This is a genomic window from Mucilaginibacter rivuli, assembly GCF_019391655.1.
In the GTDB taxonomy this organism is placed as follows: domain Bacteria; phylum Bacteroidota; class Bacteroidia; order Sphingobacteriales; family Sphingobacteriaceae; genus Mucilaginibacter; species Mucilaginibacter rivuli.
In genome coordinates, this window is the sequence record NZ_JAHXPQ010000001.1 from 350,438 (window position 1) to 368,757 (window position 18,320).

16 protein-coding genes are annotated in these 18,320 nt (G+C 42.7%); 4 read left to right on the top strand and 12 right to left on the bottom strand.

All coding sequences use genetic code 11. The features are described from left to right. The first annotated feature begins 49 nt into the window (after window positions 1-49). Window positions 50-1,453 carry a dihydrolipoyl dehydrogenase gene (gene lpdA, locus KXQ82_RS01640; RefSeq protein WP_219486223.1) on the top strand — a complete coding sequence of 468 codons (1,404 nt, stop codon included), beginning with the start codon at window positions 50-52 and terminating at the stop codon, window positions 1,451-1,453. Window positions 1,454-1,652: 199 nt separating this feature from the next. Next, entirely contained in the window at window positions 1,653-2,480 is an 828-nt protein-coding gene (locus tag KXQ82_RS01645) for a hypothetical protein (RefSeq protein WP_219486224.1), read from the top strand. Window positions 2,481-2,542: 62 nt separating this feature from the next. On the opposite strand, the gene atpG is transcribed toward KXQ82_RS01645, so the two are convergent. The 8 genes from atpG to KXQ82_RS01685 form a co-directional block, all read right to left on the bottom strand. Next, complete coding sequence (atpG, locus tag KXQ82_RS01650; protein ID WP_219486225.1) at window positions 2,543-3,424, bottom strand: ATP synthase F1 subunit gamma; 882 nt, start codon at window positions 3,422-3,424, stop codon at window positions 2,543-2,545. Between the two features lie 93 nt (window positions 3,425-3,517). Next, the gene (atpA, locus tag KXQ82_RS01655) at window positions 3,518-5,089 is read right to left on the bottom strand and encodes a F0F1 ATP synthase subunit alpha (RefSeq protein WP_219486226.1); all 1,572 of its coding nucleotides are present in this window, start codon (window positions 5,087-5,089) and stop codon (window positions 3,518-3,520) included. A 28-nt stretch (window positions 5,090-5,117) separates the two neighbouring features. Next, on the bottom strand, window positions 5,118-5,666 hold the full coding sequence (gene atpH, locus KXQ82_RS01660; RefSeq protein WP_219486228.1) for an ATP synthase F1 subunit delta: 549 nt from the start codon (window positions 5,664-5,666) through the stop codon (window positions 5,118-5,120). Window positions 5,667-5,767: 101 nt separating this feature from the next. After that, window positions 5,768-6,262, bottom strand: a complete 495-nt coding sequence (gene atpF, locus KXQ82_RS01665) for a F0F1 ATP synthase subunit B (protein WP_219486230.1) — start codon at window positions 6,260-6,262, stop codon at window positions 5,768-5,770. A 94-nt stretch (window positions 6,263-6,356) separates the two neighbouring features. Continuing rightward, entirely contained in the window at window positions 6,357-6,557 is a 201-nt protein-coding gene (gene atpE / locus KXQ82_RS01670; RefSeq protein ID WP_219486879.1) for an ATP synthase F0 subunit C, read from the bottom strand. Between the two features lie 98 nt (window positions 6,558-6,655). After that, complete coding sequence (gene atpB / locus KXQ82_RS01675; RefSeq protein ID WP_369412407.1) at window positions 6,656-7,648, bottom strand: F0F1 ATP synthase subunit A; 993 nt, start codon at window positions 7,646-7,648, stop codon at window positions 6,656-6,658. Window positions 7,649-7,733: 85 nt separating this feature from the next. Further along, a complete protein-coding gene (locus KXQ82_RS01680) occupies window positions 7,734-8,120 on the bottom strand; it encodes a hypothetical protein (RefSeq protein WP_219486232.1) in 387 nt (128 codons plus the stop codon). Beyond that, a complete protein-coding gene (locus KXQ82_RS01685) occupies window positions 8,117-8,344 on the bottom strand; it encodes an AtpZ/AtpI family protein (RefSeq protein WP_219486233.1) in 228 nt (75 codons plus the stop codon). Before KXQ82_RS01685 ends, KXQ82_RS01680 begins: the two co-directional genes overlap by 4 nt. Before the next feature lie 191 nt (window positions 8,345-8,535). On the opposite strand from KXQ82_RS01685, the gene porW reads away from it, so the two are divergent. Both porW and KXQ82_RS01695 read left to right on the top strand, forming a co-directional pair. Continuing rightward, window positions 8,536-11,424 carry a type IX secretion system periplasmic lipoprotein PorW/SprE gene (gene porW, locus KXQ82_RS01690; protein ID WP_219486234.1) on the top strand — a complete coding sequence of 963 codons (2,889 nt, stop codon included), beginning with the start codon at window positions 8,536-8,538 and terminating at the stop codon, window positions 11,422-11,424. Between the two features lies 1 nt (window position 11,425). Continuing rightward, window positions 11,426-13,681 carry a transglycosylase domain-containing protein gene (locus tag KXQ82_RS01695; RefSeq protein WP_219486235.1) on the top strand — a complete coding sequence of 752 codons (2,256 nt, stop codon included), beginning with the start codon at window positions 11,426-11,428 and terminating at the stop codon, window positions 13,679-13,681. Window positions 13,682-13,777: 96 nt separating this feature from the next. Here the strand turns inward: KXQ82_RS01695 and KXQ82_RS01700 are convergent, their stop codons facing one another. The 4 genes from KXQ82_RS01700 to KXQ82_RS01715 all read right to left on the bottom strand — a co-directional run bounded on the left by KXQ82_RS01700 (window position 13,778) and on the right by KXQ82_RS01715 (window position 18,270). After that, complete coding sequence (locus tag KXQ82_RS01700) at window positions 13,778-13,975, bottom strand: Sec-independent protein translocase subunit TatA/TatB (RefSeq protein ID WP_219486236.1); 198 nt, start codon at window positions 13,973-13,975, stop codon at window positions 13,778-13,780. A 144-nt stretch (window positions 13,976-14,119) separates the two neighbouring features. After that, a complete protein-coding gene (locus tag KXQ82_RS01705; protein WP_219486237.1) occupies window positions 14,120-14,968 on the bottom strand; it encodes a DUF6515 family protein in 849 nt (282 codons plus the stop codon). A 260-nt stretch (window positions 14,969-15,228) separates the two neighbouring features. Continuing rightward, on the bottom strand, window positions 15,229-16,854 hold the full coding sequence (locus tag KXQ82_RS01710; RefSeq protein WP_219486238.1) for an NADP-dependent glyceraldehyde-3-phosphate dehydrogenase: 1,626 nt from the start codon (window positions 16,852-16,854) through the stop codon (window positions 15,229-15,231). A gap of 99 nt (window positions 16,855-16,953) precedes the next feature. After that, the gene (locus tag KXQ82_RS01715) at window positions 16,954-18,270 is read right to left on the bottom strand and encodes an MFS transporter (protein WP_219486239.1); all 1,317 of its coding nucleotides are present in this window, start codon (window positions 18,268-18,270) and stop codon (window positions 16,954-16,956) included. Between the last annotated feature and the right edge of the window lie 50 nt (window positions 18,271-18,320).

The following is an 18,320-nucleotide window of genomic DNA, read 5'->3' on the forward strand; positions in this document are numbered from 1 at the left end:
TAACCCTATTCATAATCATTAACTTTGCCCCGCTTAAATATTATACACTATGCAATTTGATGTTATTGTTATCGGATCTGGTCCCGGTGGTTATGTAGCCGCTATACGTTGTGCGCAATTGGGTTTAAAAACCGCTTGCATCGAAAAATATTCAACCTTTGGCGGTACCTGCTTAAATGTAGGCTGTATCCCGTCGAAAGCTTTATTAGATTCAAGTGAGCATTACCACAATGCCGCCCACACTTTCGAAACACATGGCATCAAGTTGAAAGACCTGAAGGTAGATATGTCGCAGATGATCAAACGTAAGAACGAAGTAGTTCAAAAAAATACCGCGGGCATTACTTTCCTGTTCAAAAAAAACAAGGTAACATCATATCAGGGCATGGGTTCGTTTGTGGATAAGAACACCATTAAGATAACTAAGGCAGATGGTAGTACAGAAACCATTACCGGTACTAACGTCATCATCGCTACAGGTTCAAAACCATCGCAATTGCCGTTTTTGCCAGTTGATAAAAAACGCATCATAACCAGCACCGAGGCTTTAACCTTAACCGAAGTACCGAAACACATGGTATTAATTGGTGGTGGCGTTATCGGTTTGGAGTTAGGTTCTGTGTACGCACGCTTAGGTGCCAAGGTATCTGTGATAGAATTTATGGATGGCATCATCCCAACCATGGATAAAGGTTTGGGTAAAGAACTGCAAAAGGTACTTACCAAATTAGGTATGGAGTTTTACCTGGGTCATAAAGTAACCGGTGCAAGTGTAAAAGGTAAAGAAGTAACTGTGAAATTTGATAGCCCTAAAGGCGATAAAATGGAGCTTAAAGGCGACTACTGCCTGGTAGCCGTTGGCCGTGTTGCTTATACCGACCAATTAGGTTTAGAGAACATTGGCATTACTGTTGAAGAGCGCGGCAAAAAGATCACCGTAAACGACCACATGGAAACATCGGTAAAAGGTGTTTACGCCATTGGCGATGTGGTACGTGGTGCCATGCTTGCCCACAAAGCTGAAGACGAAGGTACCATGGTGGCTGAGCTGATAGCCGGACAAAAGCCACACATTAATTATAACCTGATACCGGGTGTTGTGTACACCTGGCCTGAGGTTGCATCGGTAGGCCAAACCGAAGAGCAGTTGAAAGAAAAAGGCGTAGCATACAAAACAGGTTCGTTCCCGTTCAAAGCCAGCGGTCGCGCGGTTGCCAGTGGTGATATGGATGGTTTTGTAAAGGTATTAGCCGATAAAACTACCGACGAAATACTAGGTGTACATATCATCGGCCCACGTGCCGCGGATATGATAGCAGAAGCTGTTGTAGCTATGGAATACCGCGCCAGTGCAGAGGATATCAGCAGAATGAGCCATGCACACCCAACCTACACAGAAGCGATGAGAGAGGCTTGTTTAGCCGCTACAGATAATAGGCCGATACATATTTGATAGATTTCGGATATCGAATGTTCGATTTCGGATTTAAGCCCATTTCTTGATTTAAGGAATGGGCTTTATATTTAACGTCATTGTGAACGATAGCTAAGCAACCTCTACAGATGCTAATCTATGAGGCTTATCGGATACCTATCGCGCAGAGGTTACTTCGTACCTCGTAATGACGGCTTTTTTATATCTTTATCCGCCAATGACCCAAATTGCCCTCATCGTTCACACTTGCGACAGGTACAAACTTCTGTACCCGGGGTTTGAGTATTTCTTTAAAAAGTATTTTCCTTCCGGTGATATTCCTGTAAGCTATTACTTTTTAACGGAGGATGAGGATTTTCACTCGGATATCTTTACAAATATTAAAACCGGCAAAGGGGAGTGGTCCGAACGGTTATTACGTGGGCTTGAGGCGATACCTGAGCCGTATGTGATGTATTTCCAGGAAGATATGTGGCTTTGTAAACCTGTTGATGCCGACACGGTGAACAAGATCATTAGTTTTACCATTGAGCACGAAGCAGACCTTTTTAAGTTATCCAGCAATAGCGTTTACAAAACAGTTACTGCAGGCAGGTACATTAACGGGTTAGCAGTTACCTTGCTCGATAATAACCGCAGCCAATACCTTATGTCGCACCAGGTATCGATATGGGAAAAGAGCTTTTTTTCAGGACAGTTGAGGTTTAAAGAACACCCCTGGCGTAATGAACGGAAAGGCACAGAAAGATTGAAAGTACTTAATCCCGATATATATCATATTGATTTGTTTGTCGAGAACGAACAGCAGCCTATTAACAATAACAAAGAAGGGGCTATAATAAGCCGTTATTATACCGTATCGCAAAACGCGCAACTCAATGCATTCGCTTTACCCTTTATTGAGGAGATGAAAGCCGATGACGCTACAAAAGAGTACGCCGAAAAGCTTGAGCATAACATGAAGAACCAGCTTACCCATGATGGTTTAACACAGCCCCGTAAGGATGATATTTTTAAGAAGATAAAACGCTGGTTTAAAAAGTAACCCCCACAAAAAAGGCCCCGTAAAACGGAGCCCTTATGTTAGATGTACAAGTGGTTCTAATATTATGCAGATAATGCTGCCGCGCCGCTTACAATTTCCGAAAGCTCGGTGGTGATGGCTGCCTGGCGTGCCTGGTTGTAGCTTAGTTTTAAAGCATTCAACAGGTCGCCTGCGTTTTCGGTGGCTTTATCCATAGCCGTCATACGGGCGCCATGCTCTGATGCATGCGAATCCAATACTGCACGGTATAGTTGTATTTTGATATTTTTTGGTATCAGTTGCTCAACAATTTCCTCTTGCGATGGCTCAAGGATGTAATCGATGTTTGATGTTTTGGCATCAGCCTTCTTTTCAGCCTTTGGTACCGGCAGTAATTGCTCCACGTTGATGAACTGCATAGCAGCATTCTTAAAGTGGTTGTAAACGATCTCTACACGGTCATACTCGCCTTTTAAAAAGCCGGCCATAATAGCCTCTGTGATGAGCGATACATTATCGAAAGTTAAAGCCGAGAAAATCTCGTTATTATTACCGATCACATTGTACTTACGGCGTGCGTAAAACTCTTGCGACTTTTTACCGATAGCAACAATAGATACGTTGCCTGCCTGCAATTGCTTGCTGTATTTATCCGAGATCAACAGGTTAGCCGCTTTAATAGCGTTGGCGTTGAATGCACCTGCCAAACCACGGTTTGATGTTACAACAACAACCAAAACCTTGTTAGGCTCGCGTTCCTGTAAAAACGGCGAAGAACCATCCTCTAAACTTGCCGACAGGTTACTTAGTATGTCGTTCAGCTTATTGGCATAGGGCCTTAACTGCACAATAGCATCAGTAGCACGCTTCAGCTTTGCCGCCGAAACCATTTTCATAGCTTTGGTGATCTGCTGCGTTGATTTTACCGACGCGATCCGGTTTCTTACTTCTTTTAAGTTTGCCATTTACTATGAGTACATAGTAGTTAGTACATAGTAGTTAGATTGATTTCAGACTTGTGTCTAAATACTCACTACTATGTACTACCGTACTACAAATTAATATTTTCCTGTCAACTCCTTAGCTACTGTTTCCAGTGCGTTGATAGCATCATCCAGTTTACCTGCTTTTAAGCTTACTAAAGCTTCGGGGTTACGTTGCTCTAACTGTTGTAAAAACTCAGCCTCAAACTCCCTAACTTTGTTAATAGGTACGTTACGCATCAGGTTTTTAGTACCCAGGTACAATATCGCTATCTGTTTCTCAACAGTCATTGGCGAAAACTGGCCTTGTTTCAATATTTCCACGTTACGCGCGCCTTTATCAAGCACGTTTTTGGTAGAAGCATCCAGATCCGAACCGAATTTAGAGAAAGCCTCTAACTCGCGGTATTGTGCCTGGTCAAGTTTCAGGGTACCCGCAACCTTCTTCATCGATTTGATCTGCGCGTTACCACCTACACGTGATACCGAGATACCTACGTTGATAGCCGGGCGAACACCCGCGTTGAACAAGTTAGACTCCAAAAATATCTGACCATCAGTGATCGAGATCACGTTGGTTGGGATGTAAGCTGATACGTCACCTGCTTGTGTTTCGATAATAGGCAATGCCGTTAACGAACCGCCACCTTTAACCAAAGGTTTGATAGATTCAGGAAGATCGTTCATGTCTTGCGCGATCTTATCCGAAGAGTTGATCTTAGCCGCACGTTCTAATAATCTGCTGTGCAGGTAAAATACGTCACCAGGGTACGCCTCACGGCCCGGTGGGCGACGTAATAATAACGACACCTCACGGTAAGCAACAGCTTGTTTTGATAAATCATCATAAACGATCAACGCAGGGCGTCCGGTATCGCGGAAGAACTCGCCGATAGCAGCACCTGCGAACGGAGCGTAAAACTGCATTGGAGCAGGCTCTGATGCTGAAGCGGCAACAATGATAGTGTACGGTAATGCACCGTTCTCTTCCAACGTACGTAAAACGTTAGCTACGGTAGAGTTTTTCTGGCCGATAGCAACATATATACAATAAACAGGTTTTCCTGCTTCGTAAAATTCTTTTTGATTGATAATGGTATCGATACAAACAGCCGATTTACCGGTCTGCCTGTCGCCAATAACCAACTCACGCTGGCCACGACCAATAGGGATCATCGCGTCGATAGCTTTGATACCGGTTTGTAAAGGCTCGGTAACCGGCTGACGGTAAATAACACCCGGAGCTTTACGCTCTAAAGGCATTTCGTAAGTAGCACCAGTAATTGGTCCTTTACCATCAATTGGCTCGCCAAGTGTGTTTACCACACGGCCAAGCATGCCTTCGCCAACTTTTATCGAAGCGATTTTGCTGGTACGTTTTACAGTGTCACCTTCTTTAACAGCGTCAGACGGGCCTAACAATACCACACCCACGTTGTCTTCTTCAAGGTTCAATACAATACCTTGCAGGTTGTTGTCAAAATCAACAAGCTCGCCCGATTGTACTTTTGTTAATCCGTAAACACGGGCAATACCGTCACCTACTTGTAGCACGGTACCTACTTCTTCCAATTCAGATTCTGACTTAAAGCCCGCCAATTGCTGACGCAAAATTGCCGATACTTCGTCTGGTCTTACCTCTACCATTTTTTAATTTATTTAGAGTTGTTTTTAATTATTCAATTACTTTATGGGCAAAATCGCTTTTAAGTTTCTTCAACTTATCAGCAATACTGGTATTCACCTGCCTGTCGCCAACCGTTAGTACAAAGCCGCCAATTAATGCCGGGTCAATCTTGGTTTGCAATATAATGTTACCGCCAATTTCGGCTGCTATTAAAGCAGATATTTTGGCTTTATTATCTTCTGATAAAGCTGTAGCCGATGTAATGGTAGCTTTAACAATATTCTTTTTAACGTTGTATTGATTAACAAACTCCTGAGCGGCAAAATACAATAACTCGCCACGGCTTTTGTTGATCATGATCTTAAAGAAACCATCGGTAGCTTTGCTGATCTTGCCTGCAAAAACCGCTTCCAGTATCTTTACTTTTTTATCGTGACTGATAATAGGGTTACGCAAAACTGCCTGTAACTCTGTATTAGCCTTTAATGTATGCACAAATAGGTCCATATCATTTTTTACTTCCTCCAGGGATTTTTGCTCCTCTGCAAGATCGATCAATGATTTGGCGTATCTGGCTCCTACTGTTAATTCAGACATATTATTTTTTTAGTCTAAAGTCTATAGTCTTTAGTCGGTAGTCAATAGTCAAGTATCTTCAAAAGACTCCGGACTCAAGACTTGGGACTCAAGACCCGGACTTAGTTTAACTTCACTTGTTTTAACAGATCAGCCACTAAAGCGTCCTGTTTGCTTTGATCTTCAAATTGCTTTTGCAATATCTTTTCAGCTATCTCGATAGAAAGCGAAGCCACCTGGTCTTTAACCTGTGCCATTGCAATAGCGGTTTGGTTATCGATCTCGATACGTGCTTTTTCTATCAAACGAGCACCTTCTTTGTTAGCGGTTTCTTTTGCATCGCTAACAATCTGGTCTTTCATCTTTTTAGCTTCACGCAAAATGTTATCGCGTTCAATGCGGGCTTCTTTTAATAAAGCGTCGTTCTCGCTGGTTAAACGTGCCATTTCTTCTTTAGCTGCTTCAGCTCTTGATAAAGCAGTTTCGATAGAGGTTTCACGCTCTGTTATAGCTAATAAAATTGGTCCCCAGGCAAATTTGCCTAAAATGAATAATAGGATGAGGAATGATACCGTGGTCCAAAAAACCAATCCAATTTCCGGTGTAACTAATTCCATAGTATATTTTAATTATTGTCTTTTTTTTAATCAAGTTTAAAACATGCCCGGGGCCAATCGCACCGGGCTGTTTTTTTCTTTTTTTTGCCTGTTATTACAACAGGGCAACTACCACGGCAAACAAAGCAACACCTTCTACAAGGGCCGCAGCGATGATCATGTTAGTTTGGATTTTTGAAGCAGCTTCCGGCTGACGGGCAATACCCTCTACAGCTTTACCACCAATTTGACCGATACCGATACCGGCACCAATTACAGCTAAGCCTGCACCTAAAGCGCCAATTTTACCTGTAATACCTGCTGCAGCTACCTGAGCAATCATTGCGATCATTCCAACCATTGTTTGTTAAATTTAAAACGTGTATATATAATAGATAATTAATTCAAAAAAAATTAGTGAGCCTCTGCATGGTGTTCTTCTACCGCCATACCTATAAACAAAGCGGTAAGCATGGTAAAGATAAACGCCTGTAAAAATGCAACCAGTAACTCAATGGTATCCATAAACACTACAAACAGAACCGATACCGGCGACATCCACAGTGAGTTAAAAATAAATATTAAAGATATTAAGCTCAATACAATAATGTGACCGGCGGTGATGTTGGCAAACAAACGGATCATCAACGCGAACGGTTTTGATATGATACCGATGATCTCAACAGGGATCATGATAGGATACAACCAAACCGGTATGTGTGGCAGGAAAATGTGTTTCCAGTAATTTTTGTTGCCGCTAAAGTTTACAGTAATTAAAGTAATAGTAGCCAATACGATAGTAACCGCGATGTTACCTGTTAAGTTAAAGCCTCCCGGGAAGAAAGGTATTAAACCCAATAAATTACTGATAAGGATAAAGAAGAACATGGTTAGCAATAACGGCATGTACTTTTTGTACTTGTGGCCAATGTTTGGTATAGCAACCTCATCGCGAACGAAGAGAACCAACGGCTCCATAAAGGATTGCAAACCTTTTGGCGCTTTGCCCGCGCGGGTTTTGTATTTGCCTTTAACGCTAAGGAAGATGATGAGCAATATTGCCATGCCCATCCACATTGAAGCTACGTTGCGGGTGATAGAGAAATCCCAAACACGAACGGTAGTATCAATTTCACCGGCTTCTGTTACCGGTTTGATTTTATCCTTAATCAGGGCGTATTTATAATTGCCCTGGTATTCTTCTTTACCATGTTCAAAAACATGCGAAGAAAATACTTCGATGCCTTTGTTTGTATACAATATTACAGGTAGGGGTAATGAGTGTTCGCCAAACATATGCCAGTAGTGCGAGTCGGCAATGTGCTCAAGAATTGGTCCTTTAGGATCGTACTGTTCAGTCTTTTCAGCCGCTTTTTCTTCCGCGAAAGTTGGTGTTGTAAATAACATCGACATTAAAAAAACGCCGAAAACAAGCTGTAGGGTAAATATTTTTATTTTCAAAACCGAGTTTTTATTAATTCCAATCAAGTTTTTACCTTAAATTTTGGTTGCGCAAGTTACGCAACAAACCATAAACTTCAAAGACAGTATTTAAGAAATATATATAAAAAAAGTCGCCCATAAAAAACAGCTTATCAACCTGGTTTTTTCGCAAAAAAATCACCATAAAAATAAGGCATGCCAGTATCTTAAAGGTGGTTCCGCCTAAAAATGCCTGCGCGTAAAATTCGCTGTTGCTTTTTTGCACCATTAGTACCAACACAATTACAATAAGGGTTAATATAGCCATGTACCAAAACAATACCCAGAAATGTGGCACCAGCAAATAGGCATAAGCGGTTTCGGTAAGTACCATTGGTGGGATGGCTATTACAATAACAAAACCCAAATAGTATAATATAAAACGGAACAAACTCATCCTTTTAACGATTTGAAAACAATATACATGGAAATAAAAACGCCAATTAACGCCAATAGTGCTGTAACCCATTGGGTTTTGTGCCCGGTCGATTGATCTATGCGGTAACCGACATAAGCGAAAACACCAATAACAGCAATCATCTGGAAAGCGACACCGCCATACTTGGCAATGCTGTTTGCCCCGGCGGCATTATCATCGTCCTTAGGTTCAGAATTTTGCATCCGCGAAATTATTTATTCCAATGGAATTATCTGTGATTTTTATCACATTGAAAATAAGAATCCTAAAGTCAGGTTAAAAAACCGCTCTCGTTTGCATCAATTCAATTATTATGGTGTTAAAATAATCTGAAACAAATAATTAATAAAATACCTTTGTAAAGCGTTATTATTGTTTAATCGAACAAACTGATTTGAAACTGCTATTACCAAGGCTTTTTAATAAGCTTAACCTGTTTATAATGTGTGTTTTAGTTGCCGGTTGTACTTTCGAAAAAGAAAGTGCCTTTAACCGCTCTATGCAAAATTTAACTACACGTTATAATATACTGTTTAACGCAAACGATGTTTTGCGCCAAAAGCAGGAGGCATACGCGGCACTGTACCCCGATAATTATACCGAAATTTTAGATGTTTACCCGGATACCACGCTACGCAGTAAAACGCCCGATAAGGACCTGGAGGCCGTGGTGGCCCGTGGTAACAAGATCATCAGCGATAAGGAGCAGAGCCGTTACATTGGTGATGCCTACCTGATATTGGGCAAGGCCAATTACCTGCAGGCCAATTATTTTAACGCGGCCGAGTTTTTTAGTTATGTGGTACGCAATTATCCTAAAGATAAAAACCTTACCCAGGATGCATTGGTTTGGAAGGCCCGTACCCTGATGCGCAATAACCAATATAGTATTGCCGATAGTGTATTGGATACTGCCATGCTGAACATTTTCCCCAAGCAACAAAATATTGCTGATGTATATGCTACACGTATGCAATATGATATTGACAAGGAAAAATACGCTCATGCCGAAGAAATGGGCAAACAGGCCGTACACTATACCCATGATACTTACCACCGCCTGCGCTGGACATTCATTTTGGCTCAACTGCAGGAACTGAACCATCATATTACCGACGCTTATAATAATTATGTACGTGTTGAGAACAGCAATGCCCAGTTCGAAATGTCGTTCAATGCCAGTTTGAACAGGATACGGATACAGGAAAGTAAAGACGGGCACCCCATAAGCCGGATCGACTTGTTGCGTAAACTGCTGAAGGATGATAAGAATGCAGATTTTATTGACCAGATATATTTCCAGATAGGCGAATTGTACCTGGCGCAGAATAATGTGGACGAGGCTGTAAAAAATTACAAACTATCCGTACGCAACAGTACCAAGAATTTTAACCAAAAAGGCTTATCGTACCTGCGCCTCGCCGAGATCAACTTTAAGAATAAGGCTGATTACACTACCGCCAAAAAATATTACGATAGCACATTAACCAGTTTATCACCAACCTATCCGGGCTATCAAACCATCCTGAAAAAGAGCAATAACCTGCAATTACTGGCCGATAGGTTACAGACCATATCGCGCGAGGACACTTTGCAGATGCTGGCTAAACTGGATGAGAACGCGCGTTTGGCAAAAGTGAAGGAAATATCCAATCGGCAGCTGTTGCAGCAGGCTACAACAGCTACTGCTAAAGGTAATATGGCAGTTAATAGTTCTTCGGGTGTTCCCTCACCGGCACGTAATACCGGGGGCATTAGCGCTGCAAATAATTTTTATTTTAACAATGCCAGCGCGGTAAGCCAGGGATACAATGATTTTAAACGTGTTTGGGGTAACCGCCCCAATGCTGATAACTGGAGGCGCAGTGTAAAATCGGGCAGCGAATCAAACAACGTACAGGTGGCTGCCATACAGCAAAGTATAGCCAATACCGGGGCAGGTACCGGCCCTGTAAAAACTACTGATGATGTTGCCCATACCAAAATACAGCAGGACTTGTTGCAAAATGTACCGCTCAGCGCGGCGCAACTGCAGCAATCAAATACACGTATTTATAATGCCTACTTAGATATTGCCAATTTTTATCGTGATATATTGGATGATAAAAAAGAGGCCATTGCAACATACGAGATGCTACTGGCCCGTTTCCCTAATAATGTAAACAAATCGGTATTGTATTATAACCTGTACAGGCTTTACAGCGATGTTGACGATGCCCGGTCTGAAAAGTATAAGAACATACTGTTAAAGGGTTATCCCGAAACAGATTTTGCTAAAGTTATCCTCGACCCTCAGTATAACCAGAAACTGAATGATAAGAACGCCGAGTTTTCGGCATTTTACAGCAAACTGTTCGACCTGGTATCAAAACGTAAATATGCCGATGCCATTAGCCGTGCCGATGAACTGATCAAACTTTATCCTAATAACGAGTTTTTGGCACAGGTGTATTACCTGCGCGCTGTGGCATTGGGGCATCAGCAAAAGCTGGCACCTTTCCGCACCGAGCTGGAAGAGATACAGGAGAAATATCCGAATGACAGGTTAATAACGCCACTGATAAAACAACACATCAACTTTATTATAGCTAACCAGGATAACCTTGCGGCACGTGATACCGTGCTGATGGATAGCGACCCTAACGAAGTGCCGTTTATGCAACAGCATGAAAAATTTGACCAACCACGCAATTACCCTAACAACCCGGTAATAACCAAAGTACAGCCGCAGCAGCCTAAACCCGTTACAAAGCCTGCTGAAGTAGTTAAGGTTACAAAACCACAATTGCCAAAACCGGATAGCGTAGCTGTTGTAAAGCCTAAGGTTGTTAAGCCCGATAGTGTTATCGCGGCTAAGCCCCTTATCCCAATAGTAAAAACAGATAGCACAGCGATAGTAAAAGAAGTTGAAAAGCCATCCATATTTTCATTGCGCGATAGTACCAACTATTATTTTGTAGTTAATGTAAATACAAACAGAACAAATCTGGCACCATCACGTTTTGGTATTGGTCAGTTTAACAGGGCCAATTATCCTAATAACAATAATATAAAACACCAGTTAAAAGCTGTTGAGGGTAACCAGTTAATATATGTAGGCCGCTTTAATAGTTTAAGTAGTGTAAAAGCTTACGCGCGTGCCATTGCCCCGCTATTGCCCCAAATTATGAATGTGCCTGCAGATAAATATACCTTTTTTATCATCACACAAGAAAATCTGGATAAATTAGCCAACAAAAATACCCTGGATAGTTACTTTGATTTTTATCAAAAAAAATATTGACATGTACATAAGGAACCAGAAAGAAAAGTTAAGCCCCGAAGACATTAAACGCTATAATTTAGTGATCTGGAAAGTTATAGGCGGCTGCTTTTTGTTTTTTGCATTGCTGATAACGCTAACATGGCTGGGTGCTTTTGGCACATTGCCATCGTTCCGCGATCTGGAAAATCCTAAGAGTAACCAGGCGTCTATCATATTTTCGGAAGATAAAGAGGAGCTGGGTAATTACTACGTACAAAACAGATCGAGCGTTACGTATAAGCAAATATCGCCAAATGTAATTAACGCGTTAATAGCTACCGAAGACAAGCGCTTTTACGACCATTCCGGTATTGATTTTCGCCGTAATTTTACCAGTATCCTTTATAACATGGTGGGTAAAAAACAAGGTGGCAGTACCATTACCCAACAGCTGGCGCTAAACCTGTTTTCTGATAAAAGCCGCGAGAAAAATCGCGTAAAGCGTGTATTTCAAAAACTGAAGGAATGGATAACCGCCGTACGCATTGAGCGCCGTTATACAAAAGAAGAAATCATTACCATGTACCTCAATACGGTTGATTTTGGTGCTTACAATACTTTTGGCATTAAATCGGCTGCGCGTACTTACTTTAATACCTCGCCAGATAAACTGCAGCCCGAACAGGCGGCCGTTTTGGTTGGGATGTTAAAAGGTCCCGGGCTGTACTCGCCTATAACACATGCGCAAAACTCATTGAACCGCCGTAATACCATACTGGGCCTGATGGCCGATGCCGGTTTTTTAAGCGATGGGCAGGCTGCGCAGTTAAAACAAAAACCATTAGGACTTGATTTTAACCCTACAGATCATAATGAAGGTTTGGCGCCATATTTTCGGGCGATACTTAAAAAGGATATCCAAAAAATATTTGAGGAGCAGAATATCACAAAGGATGGCGTGCCGTATGACCTTGACCGCGATGGACTGAAGATTTATACTACCATAAATTCAACCATGCAGGAGTATGCCGAAGGCGCGCAAAAAGAATACATGATAAACCTGCAGGCCCAGTTCAATAATCATTGGAAAGGTATAAACAAGGCAAAAACGATCAGCAATTTTGACTTGCTGATGGACCAGGGTATGAAACGCTCTGATCGTTACCATGAATTAAAAGCCGAAGGCAAAAGCGATGAAGAGATACAAGCCGATTTTGATACGCCTGTAAAAATGAACCTGTTTACCTGGCATGGCAATATTGATACCCTGATGAAACCGGTTGACTCGATATTGTATTGCAAAATGCTGCTCCAAAACTCGCTGATGAGTATGGACCCTACAACCGGCTACATCAAAGCATGGGTTGGCGGTATTGATTTTACCCACTTTAAATACGACCACGTAAAAGCCGGCGCAAGGCAGGTTGGCTCAACAGCCAAGCCGTTTACTTATTCGGTAGCAATTGATAATGGTTACTCGCCTTGTATGGAGGTGGATAATGTACCCGTAACTATTACCGGTTACGGCGATCCGTGGACACCCAGATCATCAGCCGAAGATGCAAAGCCAGGTTTGGTAACTTTAAGGCAAGCATTAGGGCATTCATTAAACTATGTAATGGCCTATGTAATGCGCGAAGTTACACCTACACCCGTGGTAAGCCTCATCAAAAAAATGGGTATAACAACGGATGTGCCACCATACCCGGCTATCTGTTTGGGTACTTTCAGCGCTTCGGTATTTGATATGACGGGCGCTTATAGTGTTTTTGCCAATCATGGTTTTTGGAACGAGCCATCATACCTGCTGCGTATTGAGGATAAAAATGGTAACGTATTATATGAACATAAGCCCAAAGGCGTACAAGCCATGAACGAGCAAACCGCTTATGTAATGACTTACATGCTTAAAGGGGTAATAGAAGATGGTACAGGCAGCCGTGCCCGTTACAAGTATGGTTTAACAAACCCATTAGCCGGCAAAACCGGAACTACGCAAAATAACTCGGATGGTTGGTTTATTGGTGTAACGCCACAACTGGTTACCGGTGTATGGACAGGTTGCGAAGACCCTGATATACACTTCCGCTCTACATATTTAGGCGAGGGTGCAAACTCGGCACTGCCTGTTTTTGCGTTGTACATGAAAAAGGTATATGCAAACCCTGCGTTAGGCATTAAAAGGAGTGTTGATTTTGACCCGCCTAAAGCACCACTCACCATTACCCTGGATTGCAGTTCGTACAAACAGCAACAGCCCGGAAACACAGAAACAGAAAAGAAACTTAACTTTTAAAGGATAGCAAATAACCAAACAAAAAGAGGGAGCCTGATAACAGATCAGGCTCCCTCTTTTTGTTTTATTAGAAACCGGTTTACGGCCTCTGAATTTTTATTTCTTTTCAGACTCTTCTTTCGAAGCAGTTTTCTCATCTTTTTTGCCTTCCGAAGCATCTTTAAACTCACGGATGCCCTGGCCTAAACCTTTAGCAAATTCAGGTATTTTTCTGCCTCCAAATAGCAATAGGACAACAACAGCGATAATGATCAGATCTTGCCCGCTAATAAATAAAAGGATCCCGTGTGCCATGGTGCGTTTTTTTAATTTTGATTGTCAAATAATTCAGTAAAGGTACAAATTATAATTAAATCCAATTATCATAACCGTTTAATAAAAATGCCCCGATGTGTATTGTTACAAACCGGGGCACTTATAACCTATGTTAATTTATAATTAGTTAGCCGGTGGATAATCATCCTGGGGCTGCTGGTTTTGATCAGGACCGGGATTGGTTTCCAACTGGCCATCTTTTCCGGCTATCTGGTAGCTCACGCTGCCATCTTCGTTAGTTACAGGCTGGTAATACACACCATTTAATTCATAATACTGTACGCCATCTATCATGATGCTTTTAGCGCCTGCAGGTAATTGATTTACTTCGGCACCAATTGGCGGGGCTACAACCTGGTAGTCGTTATTGCCATATTGCTGGTAAAAGAAACCATCGTTATAGTAATACCGGTTATCGCCATAATAAAATGGATAATATCCAAAAGGCAATACATTAATATGGAAACCTAAGCGCGGGGCATAATACCTGCTGTAAAAACCACCTGAAAATATAGGACGGTTATAACCGTAATAACGGCCACCCCTGTAATAGCCACTACCTTCATACCTGCCGCCACGGCCTGCATAATAAGGTGTGCGGTACGCACCATAGCCCGGCGCCCTGTAACTTGGCACTATACGTGGCGAAGAATACGACCTTGTAACAGGCCCACCCTGCGGATATGCCCTTGACTGTGAGCCACCGCCGGGTGTAAAACCATTTGTACGTGGCTGCTGGTACTGTTGCCCGCCACCATAAGACCTTTGGCCCGGCGACGAATAATGCTGGTTACCACCACCGCCGAATGAACGTTGGCTACCACCACCATTAGAACGCTGGCTGCCGCCACCAAAGTGGCCACCACCGCCATTGTTACCACGGCCATGCTGGGCGTAACTAAATGAGAATGTGAAAACCGTGATCATTACCACTGCAAGAGAAGTGAATGAATATTTATGTGCTTTTTTCATGTGTTTAAAATCAGTTTTTATATAGATAAGACGGTGTTAGAATTAATTGGTTTAGTGATTTTGGATGATATCATCCATTTTACAATTTCATTACAATTTAAAATATATCGGTCGGCGTAATATTTGATAAACGAATTTAACCTTCAATTAATATAAGGGAATCTAAAATAATGTTACAGTTTGCCTAAAATAAAGGGGCGCAAAAAAGCCCCGTCTTCTGTTTTAAAGACGAGGCTGTAATTAAATAGGTTGCACGAGTTTTAGAAAATATATTTCGTGCTTAAAAAGTTGGAATCATGATTGTTTACGATCTCGTTTACCAAACCTTTATTGGTATCGTTCAGCTTTGTTGCTACTAATGAGCGTATGGAGAATGCCCGCAGCGCATCAACAACCGAAAGCGTTCCTTCGGCGCTGTCTTTTCGTCCTGTAAAAGGGAAAACATCGGGGCCGCGCTGGCATTGCGCGTTTATATTTACACGACTAACCAGGTTTACAAAAGGATCGATCAGGTCGGATATTTCCTTCGGGTCATTACTGAAGATACTCACCTGCTGCCCGTGTACCGAGTTGATCTGGTATTGGATAGGTTCTTCAATCGATTCGAAAGGTACCACCGGGATGATCGGCCCGAACTGCTCTTCGCGGTAAAGCTTCATCTTCTCGTTAACCGGGTAAACAATAGCAGGGAATACGATGGATGCCGAAGTAGCCCCGCCATTCTCGTTGATCACTTTGCCCCCGTTAGCAATGGCGTTGTCAATACACTCTTTAATATAATCCGGCTTGTGCGGTTCTGGCAGCGGGGTTATGTTTACACCTTTTTCCCATGGCATGCCAATTTTTAGTTTGGCAACTTCGGCGCTAAGCAAAGCATTGAACTCATCAGCTACCGATTTGTGCACGAAGATGATTTTTAGCGCGGTACAACGCTGCCCGTTAAAGGTAAGCGCACCTAACACAATTTCACCTACGGCTAATTTCAGATCAGCATCTTTGGTAACGATGGCTACGTTTTTGGCATCCAAACTTAAAACAGCACGCAGGCGATTTACCTTAGGGTGCATTTTTTTCAATTCGTTAGCTACCTTGCTCGATCCGATCAGCGTAAGCACATTTACCTTGCCCGATTGCATCAATCCCGGCACTGTATTAGCACCACGACCGTAAATGCTGTTTACTACACCTTTCGGGAAAGAGGTACGGAAAGCTTCTAATAAAGGGTAGTGTAAAAGTGTACCATGTTTCGGAGGTTTGAAGAGTACGGTATTGCCCATGATAAGGGCAGGTATTAACGTGGTAAAGGTTTCGTTTAAGGGATAGTTGAACGGCCCCATACAAAGTACTACACCCAAAGGCGAACGGCGCGCCTGCGCCACAATACCCTGCTCTATCTGGAAGCGCGACGACTCACGGTCGATGTCCTTTAGCGCGTCAATAGTGAGGTTAATGTATTCCACCGTACGGTCAAATTCCTTGGTCGAATCGGCCCATGATTTGCCGATCTCCCACATGATGAGCTTGATCACCTTGATGCGTTGCTCCATCATTTTAAACGTGAAGTTCTCTACACATTTAATACGGTCGGCAACACTCATGGTTGGCCATTCGCCACGGCCATTGTTGTAGGCTAAGGTAGCGGCATCAAGTGCCTCCATAGCTTCTTTGTCGGTACAGATGGGGTATGTGCCTATCAGCTTACGCTGCAGGCCATCTGCGCCCGGTATACACACCGGCGAATAAACTTCCTGGAAAGGGCCAGCCCATTGGCGCATTTCCCCGTTGCAGAGGTACTCCCGCTGGTGCACCTCGCCATCCAGCCGGTACTCCTCCGGGATGGCATCTTCCCTGATAAACAGGGATGTTAATTGTTCTGTAAAACTCATTTTTGATTGTGTGATAGGTAATTATTAATTGATATAAAAAAAGCGTGAACAAAAAAAGGGGGCTTTAAGCCCCCTTTAATAAAATATATAAGGCCTTAATTATACGCCGGGAGTTCCGCCTGTGATGGGCTTCATCTTGGGTACTAAAAAGTGCATAATAACCCATGCCAGCAAATACGCCGAGGCGCAAATAGCGAACATGATATAATAAGCTGTTTCGATATGGCCAATGCTGCGATAGTACACGAACATTTGCTTTTGTACGAACAGCGATAAGGCTATACCCCCCAATCCACCTGCCATGCCACCTATACCGGTAACCGAGCCTGTTGCCCCTTTGGGGAACATATCGCTCACGGTGGTGAAGATGTTTGCACTCCAGGCCTGGTGTGCCGCTGCGGCTATACCTATAACACCTACGGCGTACCACATGTTCATTTTACCTAATATCAATGCAAACACGATAGGGATAACAAAGAAGGCATATACCAACATCGACATTTTACGTGCTTTGAATACGGGAACACCTCGCTTAATTAACCACAAAGGTATCCAGCCACCGCCTATACTACCCACGGTTGATATGATATAAACCGTAGCTACCGGCCAGCTTGCAGCGTCTAATTTTGAGTGGAAAACACTTTCGAAATAATCGGGTAACCAAAAGAGGTAAAACCACCATATCGGGTCGGTTAAAAACTTACCGATAACGAAAGCCCAGGTCTGTTTATAACCCAACAACTGTGCCCAGGTGTATGTATGGTCTTTCACCACTACATTATCTACAACTTCTTTGTCGCTTTCAATGTAAGCTAACTCGGCAGCACCAACGTATTTGCTTTTTTGTGGTGTTTCGTAAAACATCAGCCAGAATATTAACCACACAAAGCCCAGTAAACCTGTGCTGATGAAAGCCCAATGCCAGCCCCAGTTAACCAATATAATAGGTACAACTATTGGTGTAATAATGGCACCTACGTTAGCACCAGAGTTAAATATACCCGTAGCCAGCGCGCGTTCTTTTTTAGGGAACCACTCTGCTACCGATTTAATTGCCGCCGGAAAGTTACCTGCTTCGGCAAGGCCCAAAAAGCTGCGCACAATGCCAAATCCCAATACTGTGTTAGCCAATGCCGTTGCAACGCCGGCCAAACTCCATAAAAAGGTGTAAACACCGTACCCAATTTTAGTGCCTAATTTATCTACAATACGCCCGGCACCCAACATACCCAGCGAGTAAAAGATCTTAAAGGCTATCTCGATATTGGCATAGTCGCCATCCGTCCAGCCTAACTGATCATGAAAGGTTGACTTTAAGTATGCTATTACGTTACGGTCAATATAATTGATCGTAGTAGCAAAGAAGATGAGACCGCAGATGGTCCACCTGTACTTTCCTATTGTTTTTTGATTCATTTTTGGTTGGTTTATAAAGCTGTAAAGTTATAAAATTGCTAATTGGTTAT